Origin of the sequence: Citrobacter sp. Cf088, from assembly GCF_030334295.1 — a bacterium.
GTDB lineage: Bacteria > Pseudomonadota > Gammaproteobacteria > Enterobacterales > Enterobacteriaceae > Citrobacter > Citrobacter freundii.
Map to the genome: position 1 here is coordinate 149,402 of NZ_JAOWEE010000055.1, position 20,011 is coordinate 169,412.

General features: G+C 52.3%; 24 protein-coding genes. 13 read left to right on the forward strand and 11 right to left on the reverse strand.

Annotated features, from left to right (window positions below; translation table 11 throughout):
* Nucleotides 1-123: 123 nt before the first annotated feature.
* Nucleotides 124-1,095: an octaprenyl diphosphate synthase gene (ispB, locus tag OGV71_RS20395; RefSeq protein WP_003025033.1), complete on the forward strand. Its 972-nt coding sequence runs from the start codon at nucleotides 124-126 to the stop codon at nucleotides 1,093-1,095.
* Nucleotides 1,096-1,318: 223 nt separating this feature from the next.
* Nucleotides 1,319-1,603: a DNA-binding transcriptional regulator SfsB gene (gene sfsB, locus OGV71_RS20400; RefSeq protein ID WP_003839952.1), complete on the forward strand. Its 285-nt coding sequence runs from the start codon at nucleotides 1,319-1,321 to the stop codon at nucleotides 1,601-1,603.
* A 56-nt stretch (nucleotides 1,604-1,659) separates the two neighbouring features.
* On the opposite strand, the gene murA is transcribed toward sfsB, so the two are convergent.
* From murA to mlaF, 7 genes are all read right to left on the reverse strand, one after another.
* Nucleotides 1,660-2,919 carry a UDP-N-acetylglucosamine 1-carboxyvinyltransferase gene (murA, locus tag OGV71_RS20405; RefSeq protein WP_003839949.1) on the reverse strand — a complete coding sequence of 420 codons (1,260 nt, stop codon included), beginning with the start codon at nucleotides 2,917-2,919 and terminating at the stop codon, nucleotides 1,660-1,662.
* Nucleotides 2,920-2,972: 53 nt separating this feature from the next.
* A complete protein-coding gene (gene ibaG / locus OGV71_RS20410) occupies nucleotides 2,973-3,227 on the reverse strand; it encodes a BolA family iron metabolism protein IbaG (protein ID WP_003025040.1) in 255 nt (84 codons plus the stop codon).
* Between the two features lie 169 nt (nucleotides 3,228-3,396).
* Entirely contained in the window at nucleotides 3,397-3,690 is a 294-nt protein-coding gene (gene mlaB / locus OGV71_RS20415) for a lipid asymmetry maintenance protein MlaB (protein WP_003025045.1), read from the reverse strand.
* Nucleotides 3,690-4,325: a phospholipid-binding protein MlaC gene (mlaC, locus tag OGV71_RS20420; protein ID WP_003025047.1), complete on the reverse strand. Its 636-nt coding sequence runs from the start codon at nucleotides 4,323-4,325 to the stop codon at nucleotides 3,690-3,692. The genes mlaB and mlaC overlap by 1 nt, the downstream gene beginning before the upstream one ends.
* Before the next feature lie 18 nt (nucleotides 4,326-4,343).
* Nucleotides 4,344-4,901: an outer membrane lipid asymmetry maintenance protein MlaD gene (gene mlaD / locus OGV71_RS20425; protein ID WP_003025050.1), complete on the reverse strand. Its 558-nt coding sequence runs from the start codon at nucleotides 4,899-4,901 to the stop codon at nucleotides 4,344-4,346.
* A 4-nt stretch (nucleotides 4,902-4,905) separates the two neighbouring features.
* On the reverse strand, nucleotides 4,906-5,688 hold the full coding sequence (gene mlaE, locus OGV71_RS20430) for a lipid asymmetry maintenance ABC transporter permease subunit MlaE (RefSeq protein ID WP_003025053.1): 783 nt from the start codon (nucleotides 5,686-5,688) through the stop codon (nucleotides 4,906-4,908).
* 19 nt (nucleotides 5,689-5,707) lie between these two features.
* Entirely contained in the window at nucleotides 5,708-6,508 is an 801-nt protein-coding gene (gene mlaF / locus OGV71_RS20435) for a phospholipid ABC transporter ATP-binding protein MlaF (protein ID WP_003025057.1), read from the reverse strand.
* A gap of 215 nt (nucleotides 6,509-6,723) precedes the next feature.
* Between mlaF and OGV71_RS20440 the strand changes: the two genes are divergently transcribed.
* The 11 genes from OGV71_RS20440 to npr all read left to right on the forward strand — a co-directional run bounded on the left by OGV71_RS20440 (nucleotide 6,724) and on the right by npr (nucleotide 14,643).
* Nucleotides 6,724-7,701, forward strand: a complete 978-nt coding sequence (locus OGV71_RS20440; protein ID WP_003839941.1) for a calcium/sodium antiporter — start codon at nucleotides 6,724-6,726, stop codon at nucleotides 7,699-7,701.
* 13 nt (nucleotides 7,702-7,714) lie between these two features.
* Nucleotides 7,715-8,701 carry an arabinose-5-phosphate isomerase KdsD gene (gene kdsD, locus OGV71_RS20445; protein WP_003025063.1) on the forward strand — a complete coding sequence of 329 codons (987 nt, stop codon included), beginning with the start codon at nucleotides 7,715-7,717 and terminating at the stop codon, nucleotides 8,699-8,701.
* A 20-nt stretch (nucleotides 8,702-8,721) separates the two neighbouring features.
* Complete coding sequence (gene kdsC / locus OGV71_RS20450; protein WP_003025065.1) at nucleotides 8,722-9,288, forward strand: 3-deoxy-manno-octulosonate-8-phosphatase KdsC; 567 nt, start codon at nucleotides 8,722-8,724, stop codon at nucleotides 9,286-9,288.
* Complete coding sequence (gene lptC / locus OGV71_RS20455; RefSeq protein WP_003025068.1) at nucleotides 9,285-9,860, forward strand: LPS export ABC transporter periplasmic protein LptC; 576 nt, start codon at nucleotides 9,285-9,287, stop codon at nucleotides 9,858-9,860. Before kdsC ends, lptC begins: the two co-directional genes overlap by 4 nt.
* Nucleotides 9,829-10,377, forward strand: a complete 549-nt coding sequence (lptA, locus tag OGV71_RS20460) for a lipopolysaccharide ABC transporter substrate-binding protein LptA (RefSeq protein WP_003025070.1) — start codon at nucleotides 9,829-9,831, stop codon at nucleotides 10,375-10,377. The genes lptC and lptA overlap by 32 nt, the downstream gene beginning before the upstream one ends.
* Before the next feature lie 6 nt (nucleotides 10,378-10,383).
* Nucleotides 10,384-11,109, forward strand: a complete 726-nt coding sequence (lptB, locus tag OGV71_RS20465; protein WP_003025073.1) for an LPS export ABC transporter ATP-binding protein — start codon at nucleotides 10,384-10,386, stop codon at nucleotides 11,107-11,109.
* 46 nt (nucleotides 11,110-11,155) lie between these two features.
* Nucleotides 11,156-12,589, forward strand: coding sequence for an RNA polymerase factor sigma-54 (gene rpoN / locus OGV71_RS20470; protein ID WP_003025074.1), 1,434 nt, complete (start codon nucleotides 11,156-11,158; stop codon nucleotides 12,587-12,589).
* A gap of 22 nt (nucleotides 12,590-12,611) precedes the next feature.
* Nucleotides 12,612-12,899: a ribosome hibernation promoting factor gene (gene hpf / locus OGV71_RS20475; protein WP_003025078.1), complete on the forward strand. Its 288-nt coding sequence runs from the start codon at nucleotides 12,612-12,614 to the stop codon at nucleotides 12,897-12,899.
* 83 nt (nucleotides 12,900-12,982) lie between these two features.
* Entirely contained in the window at nucleotides 12,983-13,474 is a 492-nt protein-coding gene (gene ptsN, locus OGV71_RS20480; protein ID WP_003025083.1) for a PTS IIA-like nitrogen regulatory protein PtsN, read from the forward strand.
* A gap of 45 nt (nucleotides 13,475-13,519) precedes the next feature.
* Nucleotides 13,520-14,374 (forward strand): RNase adapter RapZ, encoded by an 855-nt coding sequence (gene rapZ / locus OGV71_RS20485; protein ID WP_003025085.1) that lies wholly within the window; start codon nucleotides 13,520-13,522, stop codon nucleotides 14,372-14,374.
* Nucleotides 14,371-14,643: a PTS phosphocarrier protein NPr gene (gene npr, locus OGV71_RS20490; protein WP_003025086.1), complete on the forward strand. Its 273-nt coding sequence runs from the start codon at nucleotides 14,371-14,373 to the stop codon at nucleotides 14,641-14,643. The genes rapZ and npr overlap by 4 nt, the downstream gene beginning before the upstream one ends.
* A 130-nt stretch (nucleotides 14,644-14,773) precedes the next feature.
* Here the strand turns inward: npr and mtgA are convergent, their stop codons facing one another.
* From mtgA to mnmL, 4 genes are all read right to left on the reverse strand, one after another.
* The gene (gene mtgA / locus OGV71_RS20495; RefSeq protein ID WP_003025087.1) at nucleotides 14,774-15,493 is read right to left on the reverse strand and encodes a monofunctional biosynthetic peptidoglycan transglycosylase; all 720 of its coding nucleotides are present in this window, start codon (nucleotides 15,491-15,493) and stop codon (nucleotides 14,774-14,776) included.
* Nucleotides 15,490-16,143, reverse strand: a complete 654-nt coding sequence (gene elbB, locus OGV71_RS20500) for an isoprenoid biosynthesis glyoxalase ElbB (RefSeq protein WP_016151059.1) — start codon at nucleotides 16,141-16,143, stop codon at nucleotides 15,490-15,492. Before elbB ends, mtgA begins: the two co-directional genes overlap by 4 nt.
* A 229-nt stretch (nucleotides 16,144-16,372) precedes the next feature.
* Nucleotides 16,373-18,709: an aerobic respiration two-component sensor histidine kinase ArcB gene (arcB, locus tag OGV71_RS20505; RefSeq protein WP_286533947.1), complete on the reverse strand. Its 2,337-nt coding sequence runs from the start codon at nucleotides 18,707-18,709 to the stop codon at nucleotides 16,373-16,375.
* 195 nt (nucleotides 18,710-18,904) lie between these two features.
* On the reverse strand, nucleotides 18,905-19,834 hold the full coding sequence (gene mnmL / locus OGV71_RS20510) for a tRNA modification radical SAM protein MnmL/YtqA (protein ID WP_127785892.1): 930 nt from the start codon (nucleotides 19,832-19,834) through the stop codon (nucleotides 18,905-18,907).
* Nucleotides 19,835-20,011: the final 177 nt, after the last annotated feature.

Sequence of the window (20,011 nt, forward strand, 5' to 3'; positions counted from 1 at the left end):
ACACGTACGGTAACGTTTATCTACGGCGTTTTTTCAGTACAATCAGCATATATTTATAACCCTAAACCCGACGTTACCTTCTCACACAGTAAGGTAATCGGGGCGAGAAGCCCGGCTTTTGCGATGAATTTAGAAAAAATCAATGAGTTAACCGCGCAAGATATGGCGGGGGTCAATGCGACAATCCTTGAACAGCTCAATTCTGACGTTCAGTTGATCAATCAACTGGGGTACTACATCGTTAGCGGCGGCGGAAAACGCATTCGCCCAATGATCGCCGTCCTCGCAGCGCGGGCCGTTGGTTACCAGGAAAATGCGCACGTTACGATCGCGGCCCTCATCGAGTTTATCCACACAGCGACCCTGCTGCACGATGATGTTGTGGATGAGTCAGACATGCGCCGTGGGAAAGCTACGGCAAATGCGGCGTTTGGTAATGCGGCCAGCGTGCTGGTTGGCGATTTTATCTATACCCGCGCATTTCAGATGATGACCAGCCTTGGCTCGTTGAAAGTGCTGGAAGTCATGTCGAAAGCAGTCAACGTCATCGCCGAAGGTGAAGTCTTGCAGCTGATGAACGTCAACGACCCAGACATCACCGAAGAAAACTATATGCGCGTCATCTACAGTAAGACGGCGCGGTTGTTTGAAGCGGCAGCCCAATGTTCAGGCATTCTGGCTGGCTGTAGCGAAGAACAAGAAAAAGGGTTGCAGGATTATGGCCGTTATCTCGGTACAGCTTTCCAGTTAATTGACGATTTGCTGGATTACAGCGCGGATGGCGAGCAGCTGGGTAAAAACGTCGGTGATGACCTCAACGAGGGTAAACCTACGCTGCCGCTGCTGCATGCCATGCGCCACGGTACTCCAGAACAAGCGCAAATGATCCGCCAGGCCATTGAGCAAGGTAATGGTCGTCACCTTCTGGAGCCGGTTCTGGAAGCGATGAACGCCTGTGGTTCCCTGGAGTGGACGCGCCAACGTGCAGAAGAAGAGGCTGATAAGGCCATCGCTGCGTTGCAGGTGCTGCCTGATACGCCGTGGAGAGAAGCGCTGATTGGTCTGGCACATATCGCCGTACAGCGCGACCGTTAATTCCCTACAGCATCCTCCCTCATCCCGTGCTCTGCACGGGATTTTTTTATAAGTTCTAGTAACCCCCCCCACCTTCCTCCGGATAATCAAGCAGAACCTTGGCATATTCTGAATATATACACACTTTACATGAACATTTTAGAACATTCGTTCTTCGGGCGTTATAGTGTCGCCACAACCGATCGTGGAACCGTAAGTCGTTAACCAAAGGAGAGATGAATTTATGGAAAACAAGCTGATTGACTGGCATCCGGCCGACATCATCGCCGGACTGCGCAAGAAAGGGACCTCAATGGCCGCTGAATCACGTAAAAATGGATTGAGTTCATCAACGCTGGCAAATGCGTTAACGAGACCATGGCCAAAAGGTGAGTTGATTATCGCCCGGGCACTGGGAACTGATCCCTGGGTGATTTGGCCGTCACGCTATCACGATGCCAAAACGCATGAGTTCATCGACAGAACGCGGATGATGAGGAGTCGCAGAGAGAAAAAGAATCCGGAATGAACATTGAGCTGTAACCCCCGGCCAACTGAACTGGGGGTTACAAGAGACGTTGACGATTACTCGCCTTTCACGCGCTCAATGTTTGCGCCCAGCGCACGCAGTTTATCTTCGATGCGCTCATAGCCGCGATCGATGTGATAAATACGATCGACCACTGTTGTACCTTCAGCAATACAACCTGCCAGCACTAAACTTGCAGATGCACGCAGATCGGTCGCCATAACCTGTGCGCCTGAGAGTGTTTCCACGCCGTGGCAAATCACGGTATTGCTTTCGATTTCTGCGTGAGCGCCCATACGGCTCAGCTCAGGCACGTGCATAAAGCGGTTCTCAAACACGGTTTCCGTGATGAAGCCGGTCCCTTCTGCCACCAGGTTCAGCAGCGTGAACTGGGCCTGCATATCGGTAGGGAACGCCGGATGCGGCGCAGTACGCACATTGACCGCTTTCGGACGTTTGCCGTGCATATCAAGGCTGATCCAGTCGTCGCCGACTTCGATATCCGCACCCGCATCACGCAGTTTCGCCAGAACGGCATCCAGTGTGTCCGGTTGTGCATTACGGCAGATAATTTTGCCACGAGAAATTGCCGCCGCCACCAGGAAGGTACCGGTTTCGATACGGTCTGGCAGAACGCGATACACACCACCGCCGAGACGCTCAACGCCTTCGATCGTAATACGATCTGTGCCCTGGCCAGTGATCTTCGCGCCCAGCGCAATCAGGAAGTTCGCGGTATCCACAATCTCCGGCTCGCGCGCGGCATTTTCGATGATGGTGGTGCCTTCGGCAAGCGTTGCTGCACACATGATGGTGACAGTCGCACCGACGCTCACTTTGTCCATGACAATATGCGCGCCTTTCAGACGGCCATCAACGGACGCTTTCACATAGCCTTCTTCCAGCTTGATAGTCGCGCCTAACTGCTCCAGACCGGTAATGTGCAGGTCCACCGGACGCGCGCCGATGGTGCAGCCGCCCGGCAGTGAAACCTGGCCCTGACCAAAGCGGGCAACCAGCGGCCCGAGCGCCCAAATGGATGCACGCATGGTTTTCACCAGATCGTACGGCGCACAGAAGACGTTCACATCACGCGCATCAATGTGCACGGAACCATTACGCTCAACTTTCGCACCCAGCTGGCTCAACAGCTTCATTGATGTGTCAACGTCCTTCAGTTTCGGGACGTTTTGGATCTCTACAGGTTCTTCAGCCAGCAGCGCCGCAAACAGGATCGGCAGTGCGGCGTTTTTAGCGCCTGAAATTGTGACTTCGCCCTGGAGCTTGGTTGGCCCCTGAACACGAAATTTATCCATTATTCTGTTCTCTGTTAAGAATTTATCTTCGCTACCGGCACATCACCCGTAGCTCAAAAACCGTTAAGTTTGCGATCGCGCGCCCATTCCGCTGGGGTAAACGCCTTAATCGACACGGCATGAATGCGGTTATCCGCAATGTACTCCATCAACGGGCCATAGACCGATTGCTGCTTCTTGACCCGGCTCATGCCTTCAAACATCTCACCCACGGCAATAACCTGAAAGTGACTGCCGTCGCCAGAAACGTGGACTTCCTGGAGGGAGAGTGCATTCATCAGCACGCTCTGAATTTCATTATTTTCCATGGGCTCTTCATTCGTCAGATAGTGAAAACAGCCCAACATCTTAGAGCAAAGTGGCGCTGTCATAAATAAGCAAAAAGCCTCGCTGATAAATCAGACAAGGCTTTAGTGGCAGATCCCCCTCAGGGGTTTTGCCGGATAGCGGCACAAGACCTTATCCGGCCTGGAAAAATTAACGCGGAAGGACGTCGTCAGGCAGATTGTAAAGCTGCGCCAGCGTGTACACTTTATCGTTAACACCAGTGAGCGAAACGCTGTTTCCCTGCTGCTTGCCTTGATTAATCAGATGCAACAGTAACGCCAGACCGCCGGTATCTACCCGGGATACCTGGTTCAGATCGATGCAGGATACCCCTTTCATCGCCTCAATTCGCGCATCCCATAAGGGATTTAACACGTCCTGATCCAGCTCTCCCACCAGCACCAGCTTGTCGCCTTCGCGCGTCCAGGTGAGTGACTGCGTCATTATTTTTTCTCTTCCAGCGTGATTTTCTGCTGAGAAATAGATTTCAGCTGTGCCGTCAGGCCATCAATACCTTTGGTACGCAGCAGGTCGCTCCACTCATTTTGTTTGGTGGTGATCATACTTACGCCTTCGGCGATCATGTCATACGCCTGCCAGTTACCGGTCTGGGAGTTTTTACGCCACTGGAAATCCAGACGTACCGGAGGACGACCGTTTGGATCGATGATGGTTACGCGGATAGGTACGATGGTCGCATCACCCAACGGCTGCTCAGGGGCAATCTGATAGGTCTGGCCGTGGTACATCGCCAGTGCCTGGCCGTAAGCCTGCTTCAGATATTCACGGAATGCAGCAAAATAGGCTTCACGTTGGGCAGGAGTCGCATCTTTGTAGTAACGACCCAGCACCAGCGCACCGGCATACTTAACCTGCACATAAGGCAGCAGTTCCTGATCGACGACCTGACGCAGGTAATCGGGGTTGGAACGGATTTTTGGTTGCTCGTTTTTCAGACGGTCAAAGGTCTTTTGCGCCGCCTCATCCATCAGTTTGTACGGGTTAGTCTGGTCTGCTGCGGTTGCCGCGCTAAGTGGAGCAATCACCAGCATAGCCACCATCATCAATCGTTTAAACATACGTCGATTCTCCTGATATTATTTCGTTGCGCCCGCAGGCGTAGTGGCTTCATTATTGCCTTCAGTTGCGGCTGGCGCATCGCCAGAATTCTTATTGTCATCACCTTTGCTGTTGCTGTTGTAAAGGAACTGACCAATCATATCTTCCAGCACCATCGCGGATTTCGTGTCCTGAATCGTACCGCCATCTTTGAGGATAGACGTTCCCAGCTCAGGATCTTCAAAACCCACGTTCAATGCCAGATACTGTTCGCCCAGCAGACCGGAAGTACGGATGCTCAGAGAACTGGTGTCAGGAATATGGTTAAAACGCGATTCGATTTCCAGCGTCACGCGCGGCAGGTACGTTTTCGGATCTAACGAGATGTCCGATACGCGTCCAACTACCACCCCGCCAATCCGCACCGGAGAACGCTCTCTCAGGCCGCCGATATTATCAAAGGTCGCATAAATCGTGTAAGTCGGTTCAGTACGCATTGAGGTAACGTTCGCCGCCTTCAGGCAGACAAACAGCGCAGCCAGCAGCGCAACCAGCAGGAATAACCCGACCCAAATTTCATTTTTTTTCGTTTGCATGAACTCAATTCCCAAACATCAGTGCGGTCAGCACAAAATCCAGCCCCAGAACGGCAAGAGAGGCGTGCACAACGGTGCGTGTCGTTGCCCGGCTAATCCCGGCAGAGGTCGGGATCGCATCATAACCATTGAACAATGCAATCCAGGTGACCGTAATGGCGAACACCACGCTCTTAATCAGACAGTTGACCAGGTCCAGACGCCAGTCGACGGCATTTTGCATAGCCGACCAGAAAAAGCCCGCATCAATACCCTTCCAGCTTACGCCAACCAGAGAACCACCCCAGATCCCCACGGCGACAAATATAATCGTTAGCAGCGGCAATGAAATGACACCGGCCCAAAAACGCGGAGAGATCACCCGGCGCAGTGGATCGACGGCCATCATTTCCAGGCTGGAAAGCTGCTCGGTCGCTCTCATCAGACCAATCTCTGCAGTTAAGGCCGATCCGGCCCGCCCGGCAAACAGCAGCGCCGCAACAACCGGCCCCAGCTCACGTAACAATGACAGCGCCACCAGCATACCGAGGCTGGTTTCCGCACTGTAGGTCGTCAGCACCAGGTATCCCTGCAATCCCAACACCATACCGATGAATACGCCTGACACAATAATGATCAGCATCGATAAGACACCGACATTATAAAGCTGGCGTATCAGCAGCGGCGCATGTTTGCGAAACTCCGGTTTGCCGACAACCGCATTGAACAACATTAATCCGGCTCGCCCGAACGTCCTGAGGGTTTTTATTCCTCGATGTCCGAGTGATGCCAGCGCATTTAACAACATGGGTGGCTTAACTCCCTGTTTAGAGTAAATCGATATGGTAGTCACCCGCCGGGTAACGGAACGGAACCGGTCCATCGGCAATGCCGTCAAGGAACTGGCGTACGCGCGGATCGGCATTTTCTTGTAGCGCCTGAGCACTACCGTAGGCCACTATTTTTTTGTCCGCCATTATATAGGCGTAATCCGCAATACTCAGTACTTCAGGCACATCATGGGATACCACCACACAGGTGACACCCAGCGCGCTGTTCAGTTCTGAAATCAACTTCACCAGCACGCCCATGGTGATGGGATCCTGACCGACGAACGGCTCATCAAACATAATGAGGTCAGGCTCCAGCGCGATAGCACGCGCTAACGCAGCGCGGCGCGCCATCCCACCGGATAATTCAGAAGGCATTAATTTGGCCGCACCCCGCAGGCCGACGGCCTCGAGCTTCATCATCACCGTGCTCTTCAGCAACGGCGCTGGCAACGTCGTATGCTCGCGCAGAGGGTACGCAACGTTGTCAAACACATTCATGTCGGTAAATAGCGCACCTGACTGAAACAGCATACTCATGCGCTTACGCACGGTAAATAAACGCGAACGGGACATGGCCGGGACGTTCTCACCGTCAAACAGAATCTCGCCCTTATCCGGTGAGATCTGTCCGCCAATCAGACGCAACAGCGTCGTTTTGCCGATGCCTGATGGCCCCATGATTGCCGTCACCTTACCGCGCGGTACCGTCAGGGAAATATTATCAAAGATGCAGCGGTCGCCCCGGGAAAAGCTGACATCGCGCATATCGACTAGATTCGCCACAGACTGCCCCATTGATTCATCCTTTACTATTGCCTTGTTGATCGAAGAGTTTGGCGCTCAATTTAGCCCTGAACTCAACATATTTACAGATTATTGCCTGTCCTGGTTAGCGAAAGCTGGCATTTGTTTTACTTTTTAGCCGCATAAAGTCAAAATTAAGACTTCGTTACGGCTTCCAGAAGATCCTTCAAGAGGACCGGCGAGTATACCTGAAGAAAGGACTTTAGATGCTTTTAGCGACGGCGCTGTTAATAATTGGTTTACTTCTGGTGGTCTACGGTGCCGACCGTCTGGTATTTGCCGCATCCATTTTATGTCGAAACGTCGGTATTCCCCCCATTATCATCGGAATGACCGTGGTCAGCATTGGTACGTCGTTACCGGAGATCATTGTCTCCGTTGCCGCATCGATGAATGGGCAACTCGATCTGGCTGTAGGGACCGCCATAGGTTCTAACATCACCAACATTCTGCTTATTTTAGGCCTGTCGGCGCTGATTCATCCTTTTACCGTGCATTCTGATGTTCTGCGTCGTGAATTACCGCTAATGTTGCTGGTAAGTATTTTAGCTGCATCCGTCCTGTATGACGGGCAGTTGAGCCGCAGCGACGGTTTCTTTCTTCTGCTCCTGGCCGTGCTATGGCTGCTATTCATTGTTAAAATCGCTCGTCTGGCCGAGCGACAAGGCAATGACAGCCTGACACGCGAGCAGATAGCTGAGCTGCCGCGCGAAGGCGGGTTACCCGTCGCATTTTTGTGGTTGGGTATTGCGCTGATTATTATGCCTATGGCTACGCGTATGGTGGTAGATAACGCTACCGTACTGGCGAACTATTTCGCCATGAGCGAACTCACCATCGGGTTGACGGTGGTCGCCATTGGTACCAGCCTGCCGGAACTGGCAACGGCGATTGCGGGTCTGCGTAAAGGTGAAAACGATATTGCCGTCGGTAACATTATCGGCGCGAACATTTTTAATATTGTTATCGTCCTCGGGCTACCGGCGTTGATTACGCCGGGCGAAGTCAATCCGATGGCCTTCGTCCGGGACTACAGCGTCATGCTGCTGGTGAGCGTTATTTTTGCATTACTCTGCTGGCGACGTCCGCGCCAGATTGGTCGCGGCGCGGGCGCGCTGCTGACCGGCGGTTTTATCATATGGCTGGCGATGCTGTATTGGTTATCGCCACTTCTCGTTGGATAACTGGAAACGCATTATGTCGCACTTAGAGTTGCAACCGGGTTTTGACTTTCAGCAAGCAGGCAAGGAAGTCCTGGCAATTGAACGTGAAGGCCTGGCGGAGCTTGATCAGTACATCAACCAAAATTTTACCCTGGCATGCGAGAAAATATTCAGTTGCCCGGGCAAAGTCGTGGTGATGGGAATGGGGAAATCCGGCCATATCGGGCGGAAAATGGCAGCCACATTTGCCAGCACCGGCACCCCCTCATTTTTTGTACACCCAGGCGAAGCTGCACATGGCGATCTGGGTATGGTCTCGCCGCAGGATGTGGTCATCGCCATCTCTAACTCCGGTGAATCCAATGAGATAGCGGCGCTGATCCCGGTATTAAAACGTCTTCATGTACCGCTTATCTGCATGACCGGTCGTCCGGAAAGCAGTATGGCGCGTGCAGCAGATGTGCATCTGTGTGTTAAAGTGCCCAAGGAAGCTTGTCCGTTAGGCCTGGCGCCGACCAGCAGCACGACAGCAACACTGGTGATGGGCGATGCCCTTGCGGTGGCATTATTAAAAGCGCGCGGCTTTACCGCGGAAGATTTTGCATTGTCTCATCCCGGTGGCGCACTGGGCCGTAAGCTTTTACTGCGCGTTAACGATATTATGCATACGGGCGACGAGATCCCGCATGTAACCAAAAACGCCAGCCTGCGTGACGCCTTAATTGAGATCACGCGTAAAAATCTCGGCATGACCGTCATTTGCGATGATGCCATGAAGATTGACGGTATTTTCACCGATGGTGATTTACGTCGTGTCTTCGATATGGGCGTTGATGTACGCCAGTTAGGCATTGCCGATGTGATGACCCCTGGAGGCATTCGCGTGCGTCCGGGTATTCTTGCCGTCGATGCCCTGAACTTAATGCAGTCCCGCCATATCACCTCGGTAATGGTTGCTGATGGCGACCAGTTACTCGGTGTGTTACATATGCATGATCTGCTACGTGCAGGTGTAGTGTAAGAAACTCAAGGATAACGAAAATGAGTAAAGCAGGTGCGTCGCTTGCGACCTGTTATGGACCCGTCAGCGCAGACGTTATCACCCGGGCAGAAAACATCCGTTTGCTGATCCTGGATGTGGATGGCGTACTGTCTGATGGTCTGATTTATATGGGCAACAACGGTGAAGAGCTGAAGGCTTTTAACGTCCGCGATGGTTACGGAATTCGCTGTGCGCTCACTTCCGGTATTGAGGTTGCCATTATTACCGGACGAAAGGCTAAACTTGTAGAAGATCGCTGTGCCACTTTGGGGATCACCCACCTGTATCAGGGACAGTCAGACAAACTGGTTGCTTTTGGCGATCTCCTTAGCAAACTGGCGATCGCGCCGGAGAATGTCGCCTACGTTGGCGATGACCTGATCGACTGGCCGGTGATGGCACAAGTGGGATTGAGCGTCGCGGTGGCAGATGCCCACCCTTTGCTGATCCCGCGGGCCGATTATGTCACCCGTATTAATGGGGGACGTGGCGCTGTGCGTGAAGTCTGCGATTTATTACTCCTGGCGCAGGGCAAACTGGACGAGGCCAAAGGGCAATCGATATGAGCAAAACCAGACGTTGGGTTATCATTCTACTGTCTCTGGCTGTCCTTGTGATGATTGGTATTAATCTGGCAGACAAAGAGGACACCGCTCAGGTCGTCGTCAATAACAACGAGCCAACCTATAAGAGCGAACATACTGATACCGTCGTGTATAGTCCGGAAGGCGCGCTGAGCTATCACTTGATCGCACAACACGTTGAATATTATTCGGAACAAGCGGTTTCGTGGTTTACTCAACCAGTATTAACCACATTTGATAAGGATAAAGTACCGACCTGGACGATCAAGGCCGATAAAGCCAAATTGACCAACGATCGGATGCTGTATCTGTACGGCCATGTTGAGGTTAACGCCCTGGTGCCTGACTCTCAACTACGCAGAATTACGACCGATAACGCGCAGATTAACCTGGTGACACAAGATGTCACTTCCGATGATCTGGTGACGTTGTATGGCACAACATTTAACTCCAGCGGACTGAAGATGCGCGGCAACTTACGCAGCAAGAACGCCGAGCTGATTGAAAAGGTTAGAACCTCATATGAAATCCAAAACAAACAAACTCAGCCTTAATCTTGTACTTGCCAGCTCACTTCTGGCCGCCAGCATTCCGGCATTTGCCGTCACCGGCGATACCGAGCAGCCGATTCACATTGAGTCGGACCAGCAGTCCCTGGATATGCAGGGCAACGTGGTAACGTTTACTGGCAACGTGATTGTGACTCAGGGCACCATCAAAATTAACGCCGATAAAGTCGTCGTGACCCGTCCTGGCGGCGAAGACGGCAAAGAAGTGATTGACGGCTATGGCAATCCAGCGACGTTTTACCAGATGCAGGACAACGGTAAACCGGTTAAAGGCCGCGCCTCGCAGATGCACTATGAACTGGCGAAAGACTTTGTCGTGCTAACCGGCAAGGCGTATCTGGAACAGCTCGATAGCAACATCACGGGCGATAAGATCACCTATCTGGTAAAAGAGCAGAAAATGCAGGCCTTCAGCGATAAAGGCAAACGCGTCACCACCGTTCTGGTTCCGTCGCAGTTGCAGGACAAAAACAAGGCTCCGGCAGAGAAAAAAGGTAACTGATTCGTTATGGCAACATTAACTGCAAAGAACCTTGCAAAAGCCTATAAAGGCCGTCGTGTGGTGGAAGATGTCAGTCTGACCGTCAACTCCGGGGAGATCGTCGGTCTGCTCGGTCCTAACGGTGCAGGCAAGACAACAACCTTTTACATGGTGGTCGGCATTGTCCCGCGCGATGCGGGTAACATTATCATTGATGACGAAGACATCAGCCTGCTGCCTCTGCATGCGCGCGCGCGTCGCGGCATCGGCTACTTACCGCAGGAAGCATCGATTTTCCGTCGCCTGAGCGTGTTTGATAACCTGATGGCGGTACTGCAAATTCGTGACGATCTGACCAGCGAGCAGCGGGAAGATCGCGCCAACGAGCTGATGGAAGAATTCCACATAGAGCACCTGCGTGACAGTATGGGGCAGTCGCTCTCCGGTGGTGAACGACGCCGCGTGGAGATCGCCCGCGCACTGGCCGCTAATCCGAAATTTATCCTGCTGGATGAACCGTTTGCCGGTGTTGACCCGATTTCCGTTATTGATATCAAACGGATCATCGAACACCTGCGCGACAGCGGCCTTGGCGTGCTGATTACCGACCATAACGTCCGCGAAACGCTGGCAGTGTGTGAGCGCGCCTATATCGTGAGTCAGGGGCACCTGATCGCGCACGGCACGCCAACAGAAATACTGCAGGATGAGCACGTTAAGCGCGTATACCTTGGGGAAGACTTCAGACTCTGATAGGGTAGAAGACTTCACGTCACCGCAGGAGAAAACAACTCTGAACATGAAGCAAGGTTTGCAACTCAGGCTTAGCCAACAACTGGCGATGACGCCTCAGCTACAACAGGCTATCCGTCTGTTGCAGCTGTCCACGCTGGAACTTCAGCAAGAACTTCAGCAAGCGCTGGAAAGTAACCCACTGCTCGAGCAAACCGATCTTCACGACGAAATTGATACCCAGGAAAAACAGGACAGCGAAACCCTCGACACCGCTGATGCTCTCGAACAAAAAGAGATGCCTGAGGAGCTGCCACTCGATGCCAGTTGGGATGAAATTTATACCGCCGGGACGCCTTCGGGCACCAGCGGAGATTACATCGACGACGAGCTGCCTGTGTATCAAGGTGAGACCACGCAATCACTACAGGATTACCTGATGTGGCAAGTGGAACTGACCCCGTTCTCGGATACCGATCGCGCCATTGCGACATCCATTGTGGATGCGGTAGACGAAACCGGTTATCTCACCGTGACCCTGGACGATATTCTCGAAAGCATGGGCGATGACGACGTCGGTATGGACGAAATCGAAGCCGTGCTTAAACGCGTTCAGCGCTTTGATCCCGTAGGCGTGGCCGCTAAAGATCTCCGCGACTGCTTACTGATCCAACTTTCGCAGTTTGATAAAGCCACACCGTGGCTGGAAGAAGCGCGCCTGATCATCAGCGATCATCTCGACCTGTTAGCCAACCATGACTTCCGCACGCTGATGCGCGTGACCCGACTGAAAGAAGACGTGCTAAAAGAAGCCGTCAATCTTATTCAGTCACTGGATCCAAGGCCTGGGCAGTCGATCCAGACTGGCGAACCAGAATACGTTATTCCGGATGTGCTGGTGCGTAAGCATAACGATCGCTGGGTGGTCGAACTCAACAGCGACAGCATCCCACGACTGCAGATTAACCAGCACTACGCCGCTATGTGCAATAGCGCGCGCAACGATGCCGACAGTCAGTTTATCCGTAGCAATCTACAGGATGCGAAGTGGCTGATTAAAAGCCTGGAAAGCCGCAATGATACACTGCTGCGCGTAAGTCGTTGCATCGTTGAACAACAGCAAGCCTTCTTTGAGCAAGGCGAAGAGTTTATGAAACCGATGGTGCTGGCGGATATCGCCCAGGCCGTCGAGATGCACGAATCGACCATTTCCCGTGTGACCACGCAAAAGTATCTGCACAGTCCGCGCGGCATTTTTGAATTGAAGTATTTCTTTTCCAGTCACGTTAACACTGAAGGTGGAGGCGAAGCCTCATCCACGGCGATCCGTGCGCTGGTGAAGAAATTAATTGCTGCGGAAAACCCCGCGAAACCACTGAGTGACAGCAAGTTAACCTCTATGCTGTCAGAACAGGGTATCATGGTGGCACGCCGCACCGTTGCGAAGTACCGAGAGTCTTTATCCATTCCGCCGTCTAACCAGCGCAAACAGCTGGTCTGACCCAACCGATAAGGAAGACACTATGCAGCTCAACATCACTGGAAACAACGTCGAAATCACTGAAGCCCTGCGCGATTTTGTTAATACAAAATTTGCCAAGCTTGAACAATATTTCGACCGGATTAATCAGGTCTATATTGTGTTGAAAGTGGAGAAGGTTACACATATCTCGGATGCAACGCTGCATGTGAACGGTGGCGAAATTCATGCCAGCGCGGAAGGTCAGGATATGTACGCCGCCATTGACGGTTTAATTGATAAACTGGCTCGGCAGTTAACAAAACATAAAGATAAACTGAAACAGCACTAACTTGTCCGGGCAGTTAGCGGGTGCAGGACGGCCTGTTGTGTAGCACAACGGGCCATTTGTACAGTTAGCGCTTAGGTGAAATTATGACAAATAACGATACGACTCTACAACTGAGCACTGTTCTTAACCAGGAATGTACACGCGCAGGCGTTCACTGCCAAAGCAAGAAACGCGCACTGGAAATCATCAGTGAACTGGCGGCAAAACAGCTCAGCTTGCCTTCTCAGGTGGTATTTGAGGCCATTCTGACGCGTGAAAAAATGGGCAGTACCGGCATCGGTAATGGTATTGCTATCCCGCATGGAAAGCTGGAAGAAGACACGATGCGCGCGGTTGGTGTGTTTGTGCAACTTGAAACGCCTATCGCCTTCGACGCTATTGATAATCAGCCAGTCGATCTGCTGTTCGCCCTGCTGGTTCCGGCGGACCAAACCAAGACGCATTTGCATACGTTGTCACTGGTCGCAAAACGTCTGGCGGATAAAACCATCTGTCGTCGTCTGCGCGCCGCACAGAGTGACCAGGAGTTGTATCAAATCATCACGGACACCGAAGGTGGACAGGATGAAGCATAACAACCCAATGGCATCCTTTTTTGTCGTTGTGAGGAGAAACAGTACATGGTACTGATGATCGTCAGCGGCCGTTCAGGGTCAGGTAAATCTGTCGCTCTGCGTGCGCTGGAAGATATGGGTTTTTACTGCGTGGATAACCTTCCCGTAGTGCTGTTGCCCGATCTGGCTCGTACTCTGGCCGATCGCCAGATTTCTGCGGCCGTCAGCATTGATGTGCGCAACATGCCTGAGTCCCCGGAGATTTTCGAGCAGGCCATGAACAATCTGCCTGAAGGTTTCTCACCACAACTGCTGTTCCTTGATGCTGACCGTAACACGCTGATTCGTCGCTACAGTGACACGCGTCGCCTGCACCCACTCTCCAGCAAGAACTTGTCTCTGGAAAGCGCTATCGATAAGGAAAGCGATTTGCTTGAGCCTTTGCGCTCTCGCGCTGACCTGATCGTTGATACCTCCGAAATGTCCGTGCACGAACTGGCGGAAATGTTGCGTACCCGACTGTTGGGCAAACGTGAACGTGAATTGACGATGGTTTTCGAATCCTTTGGTTTCAAACACGGTATCCCGATTGATGCGGATTACGTCTTTGACGTGCGCTTCCTGCCTAACCCGCACTGGGATCCGAAGCTGCGCCCAATGACCGGTCTTGACCGCCCCGTCGCCGCGTTCCTCGACAGGCACACAGAAGTACACAATTTTATCTACCAGACGCGCAGCTATCTTGAGCTATGGTTACCCATGCTGGAGACCAACAACCGTAGCTATCTCACCGTAGCCATCGGTTGTACCGGCGGGAAGCACCGTTCGGTGTATATTGCAGAGCAGCTGGCAGACTACTTCCGCTCACGCGGTAAAAACGTGCAGTCACGCCATCGTACGCTGGAAAAACGTAAATCATGACCGTGAAGCAAACCGTTGAAATCACTAATAAGCTGGGCATGCATGCCCGTCCAGCTATGAAACTGTTTGAATTGATGCAGGGTTTCGAAGCAGAAGTTTTGCTGCGTAATGATGAAGGAACGGAAGCCGAGGCCAACAGCGTTATCGCTCTGCTGATGCTGGATTCAGCCAAAGGGCGTCAGATAGAAGTTGAAGCCACGGGTCCGCAGGAAGTTGAAGCCCTTGCCGCAGTGGTTGCCCTGTTTAATTCAGGTTTTGATGAAGATTAGTCAAGTGGTTTTAACACGTAGCCAGTAGGTCGGATAAGGCGTTTACGCCGCATCCGGCAATGCCATTGTGTCGTATTGTGCCTGATGCGCTGCACTTAAATCAGGCCTACAAAAACAGCGACAGCAGCAATTAATACAGCTTATTTTCCCGCATAAACGACTCACCGCCTAACTGGCGCATTTGACGCATGATCCACGCCTGACGGCTACGCACATAACCAGAAGGCGCATTCGCTTTAAAACGCAAAGGATTAGGTAATACCGCCGCCAGCAAGGCCGCTTCAGACAGACTCAACCGACTGGCAGGCTTATGGAAATAGCGCTGCGCCGCCGCCTCCACGCCGAAAACCCCATCGCCAAACTCAGCGATATTTAGGTAAACGGTCAGAATACGTTTCTTGCTCCAGACGGTTTCCATACCCAGCGTTAGCCCGGCTTCAAGACCTTTACGTACCCAGCTACGTCCATCCCACAGAAAGAGGTTTTTCGCCGTCTGTTGCGATAACGTCGACGCTCCGCGAATACGGTTTTCATTGCGTTCATTGTGCGCCAGCGCTTTCTCTATGGCGGAGACATCGAATCCCCAGTGCTCGGGAAACTTCTGGTCCTCCGCGGCAATGACGGCCAGTCCCATCCAAGGTGAAATCTCGTCCATGCTCACCCAGTCTGAGTGCGCCACATAACCAAAATCACCGGACAGCCATGCGCCCAGTTGCCGTTCAACCATCACCGCCGAGAAAGGCACAGGCATCACGCTGAAAAGTGCGATGCCCCCGCCCCAGAATACGCCGAGGACAATGACCGCCCGCAGAAAGATACGTCGCAGAAAGGCGGTAACTCCTGTTCTCATTCAGCCAGCACCAGCACACGCGATACCAGTTTATCGATGCCACTCGCAGCCTGAGCGATATCCTGCGCCAGCATATAGGCGGGCGTGGTGACAATTTTGTTGTCCTCATCGACGACAATGTCATCAACCGGACAAGGCACATGCTCAGCGCCCATCTCTTCCAGCACCTCTGCCGTATCGATATCAGTACCAATGGTCAGACGCAGAGGGAAATCAAAAATTTTAGGTAACATAGCGGGCGCAATGCACATAAATCCTAGCGGCTTACCCGCCTGATGCATGGCCACCGCCAGCGCGGCTAAATCGCTGTCAACCCGGCATTCGCTGCCCTGACTGGCAAAATTGCTCAGATTTTTGGCCGCACCAAACCCACCCGGCACGATCAACGCATCCAGTTCCGCTGAGACTGCCTGAGCGAGCGGGCGAATTTCACCGCGTGTTAGACGTGCGGCTTCAATCAGTACATTACGCGTTTCCAGCATCGGCTCGCCGGTCAGATGATTAATCACATCCGCTTGCTGTTTATCCGGAGCAAAGCAGACGGCCTGAGCGCCGTTGCGGGCAATGGCCAGAAGCGTGAGAACAGTTTCATGGATCTCTGCACCGTCATACACGCCGCATCCGCTGAGCACTACACCCACTTTTTTCATCGTGATACTCCTTTCTCAACTGGCTGAAACATATTAGTTATTATGATTTAAATGCTACGCTTCACACATTTAACTGATTCATGTAACAAATTATTTAAGATTTGCTATCTTAACTGCGTGCGGCCTGAAAATTAGGGCTGCGCCCTTGTAAACAATGATAATAATTTACGGCGCAGCCACGATTTCCCTGGTGTTGGCGCAGTATTCGCGCACCCCGGTCAAGCCGGGGTCATTTTTTTTCCACGCTCGCCACCCAGGCTTTTAATACCGCCACGTCGTGCTGCCACTCCTGCTTCATCTCTTCAATCCATTCAGCAACGTTATCTTCCCAGGCGGGAAGGTCCGGCGACTGGATTTGCTGACCTAACTGTTGCAGATGACGCAGCCCCACTGAACCTGCTGCGCCTTTAATTTTATGACCTTCCTCAACCACGCCTTTTTTATCCCGTGCGGTCAAGTTTGACTCCAGCACGCTCAAATATCCCGGCATCATCTTCTCAAACACCGCCAGCCCGTCGGTAATTAACTTCGGTCCCACCAGCTCGAGGTATTGTTCCAACATAGGAATATCTAACAGCGCTTGCGATTTACTGCTTTCTTCAGATGTCACAGTGCTCTCCTCTTCGTTTCTGGTATCCCAGTATTTTTTGATCATGGCGGTTAGCGCCGGAACCGACAGCGGCTTACTCAGCACGTCATCCATCCCCGCGTCCAAATACTCTTTTTTATCTTTCAGTACGTTGGCGGTGAGTGCAACCAGCGGCGGAAGGTCCTCAGGAGCGTATTTTTGCGTGAGCTCCCGCGAGATATCCAGACCGGTCATATCCGGTAGCTGAATATCCAGCAGCACCAGGTCATATTCACCCGGCGTAAACATTTCCAGCGCGGCTTTCCCGGTCATCGCGACATCCACGCTGTTGCCTAATTTTTCCAGCACGGAACGCGCAACAATAACGTTCAGTTCAATGTCTTCCACCAGCAGCACATTCAGGGCTGGCAGCGGCATGTCATCGTCTTCAAAGGCGTCTTCAATCTCTTCCGCTACCGCAGGCGCATGTACGGTCAGCGTAAAGATGGAGCCTTTACCTGCCTGGCTGGAAACCGTAATATCGCCGCCCATATTTTTCGCCAGACGCTTCGACACGGCCAAACCAATCCCGGTTCCTGTGGCCGGTTTACCGCCGTTGCTGTCCTTCACCTGATAATACATGGCGAAGATTTTATCCTGCTCATCCTGCGGAATGCCGATCCCAGAATCTTCAACCTCGAAATGCAGCATATCGCCCTGGTCATAGCGCGCCCGCACGGTCACCTGTCCCTGCTGAGTGAACTTCACGGCGTTGCTGATCAGATTCCACAGAATCTGGCGCAAACGCGTGCCGTCGGTAATGACCTTATGCGGTAGCGGTAATGTTGGCTCAAGTACAAAACGCAGCCCTTTTTGCTGCGCCTGCAGGCCAGAAAGGTTTTCCAGATCCGCCATAAAGCTGGTGAAATCAACAGGCTGGTTATCGAGCTGGACTTTACGTCGCTCCATCTTATCCATATCTATGATATCGTTGAAAATATTCCCCAGCGTCACGGCAGAGACATGGATGGTTTTCAGGTATTTTTCCTGCTCAGCGGTCAGGTCTGTATCCAACAGGATCCGGCTTAAGCCGACAATGCCGTTAAGCGGAGTGCGCAGCTCGTGGCTGATGGTGGAAATGAAGGTGGTCTTATCACGGCTGGCACGTTCAAGCGCGTCCTGATAACGCTTACGCTCGGTAATATCGCGCCCAAAACCCATCAGGCCATGTCGCTTACCTACGCGGTCATAGTACGGCACTTTACGAATTTCAAAGCAGGCTTTGCGCCCGTCCGGGTAGTCCAGCCACTGTTCGTAGGTGAGTGAGACGTTATGACGGAATACCTTCTCGTCGGTTTCAATTACCTTTTCAGCCGCTTCAGGAGAGTAAACGTCAGCCGGTTTTAAGTTCACCAGTTGCTTTTCGCTTTTGCCAGTCAGCAGTTCCATGGCACGGTTACAGCCGGAAAATTCTTTATCTTCATTGCGATAAAAAACCAGATCCGGCGAGGCATCAAGGAAAGAGCGTAAAAAGGAAGACTGTTGCTCGAGCTGGATCTGCGTTTCTTCGCGCTCTTTGATTTCAACCTTCAGTTGCTCGAACGTTTCCTGGCGCTCCGCTTCGGCTTTTTCGCGCTCAACAATTTCCTGATTGAGCTGGGCTATATTATCTTTCAATTGCACATTGAGCTTGAGATCGCGCTCGCGCATCTCTTCCAGCTTTTGTACCAGTCGTGACAGGCGTTGCCGGGACTCTTCCAGTTGCTCCACCACCACTGACAGGAAATAGACAGCCCAAGGGGTAATTAACAGACCAAAAAAGATAGAACGGATAACATCAATGCTTTCTACCTGGCCATGCAGCACCATGGTGACAGCCATCTGCACCACAATTGCCAACACGACCAGAGCCAGCGCCAACAGCAGCGAAAAGCGCACCAGACCCAACTTCATCATTAGGTCGACGTAATATTGCGCCAGCATACGGATTTGCTTCATAGAGGGTTCCTTCACGACAACTTGGCACAATAATACTCAATTCTTGGCGTGACGTTTGAGAATGTGCAAGAAATGCGGAGGTTATCAGTGAAATGACCGTAGAGAGGTTAATCGTAGGCCTGATAAGCTAAGCGCCATCAGGCAAGCAGGCGCAGATTGCCGGATGTCGGCTTTGCCTTATCCGGCCTACGAGGGTTAGATCACCGGCTGCACCCATGGCGTACCCAGCGCCGAGCCTTGCACGCCGTGCTCGTTAAGGTACTTATCCAGTTCAACCATCCCAGTCCAGCGATTTTCACACCATAGCGGTGCTAACAACGTTGGGCGACGCGCGCTGGCGGAAATGCGATGATAAATCACCTCTGGCGGCGTATGGCGGATCATCTCCCCGGCGGTAACCGTATAATCGTCCAGTTCAATTCCGTTCAGCCGCCCGGCTTCCCAGGCTTTCGCCATCGTACTGCCTTTCACAATATGCAGCGGATGCAGCTTAATACCGTCGACACCCGTCTCCACCACACGTTCTATGGTTTGCAGGCATTCTGCCTGCCCTTCTCCCGGCAGACCGACAATCAGGTGCGAACAGACTTTCAGCCCGCGTTCACGCGCCAGTCGCGTGGTGTTCTGGTAGCAGGCAAAATCATGACCGCGGTTAATACGGTGCAGGGTTTTGTCATGTGCGGTTTGCAGACCAAGTTCCAGCCATACCTCATAACCCAGGTCTTTATACTCGCAAAGCAGATCGAGTACCGCATCCGGCACGCAGTCAGGGCGCGTCCCAACGCATAACCCGACGATACTGGCCTGGCTGACCGCCTGCTGATACATCGAACGCAGCACCTGTACTTCAGCAAAGGTGCTGGTATAGGCCTGGAAATAGGCCAGATAGCGTCTGGCGCGATTGACCAACTGCGCCTGATGCTCAAGCTGCTCGGCAATGGAATGATGCTGCTGAGTTTCATCGGCAAACGAGGCGACATTACAGAAAGTACATCCGCCACGTCCGATGGTGCCATCACGATTTGGACAGCTAAAGCCGCCGTGCAGCGTGAGTTTATGAACCTTTTGCCCATAACGGCGAGAAAGATCCCCACCAAACATATTGACTAATTTCTGTAACTGCATAATCTGGTAGACCGCGCCTTGAAAAGAGGCCAAAGCCTGCCATTTTTTGCCCCAGTCGGCGATGACCTGGATCAATCGCCCTGGCGAGCCTTTATTTATTGCATAACAAATCAAAATAATTGGAATTTCATTCACTCAAAATCTAATTACTTTTCCTTATATTCAGCGGTTTTTTTT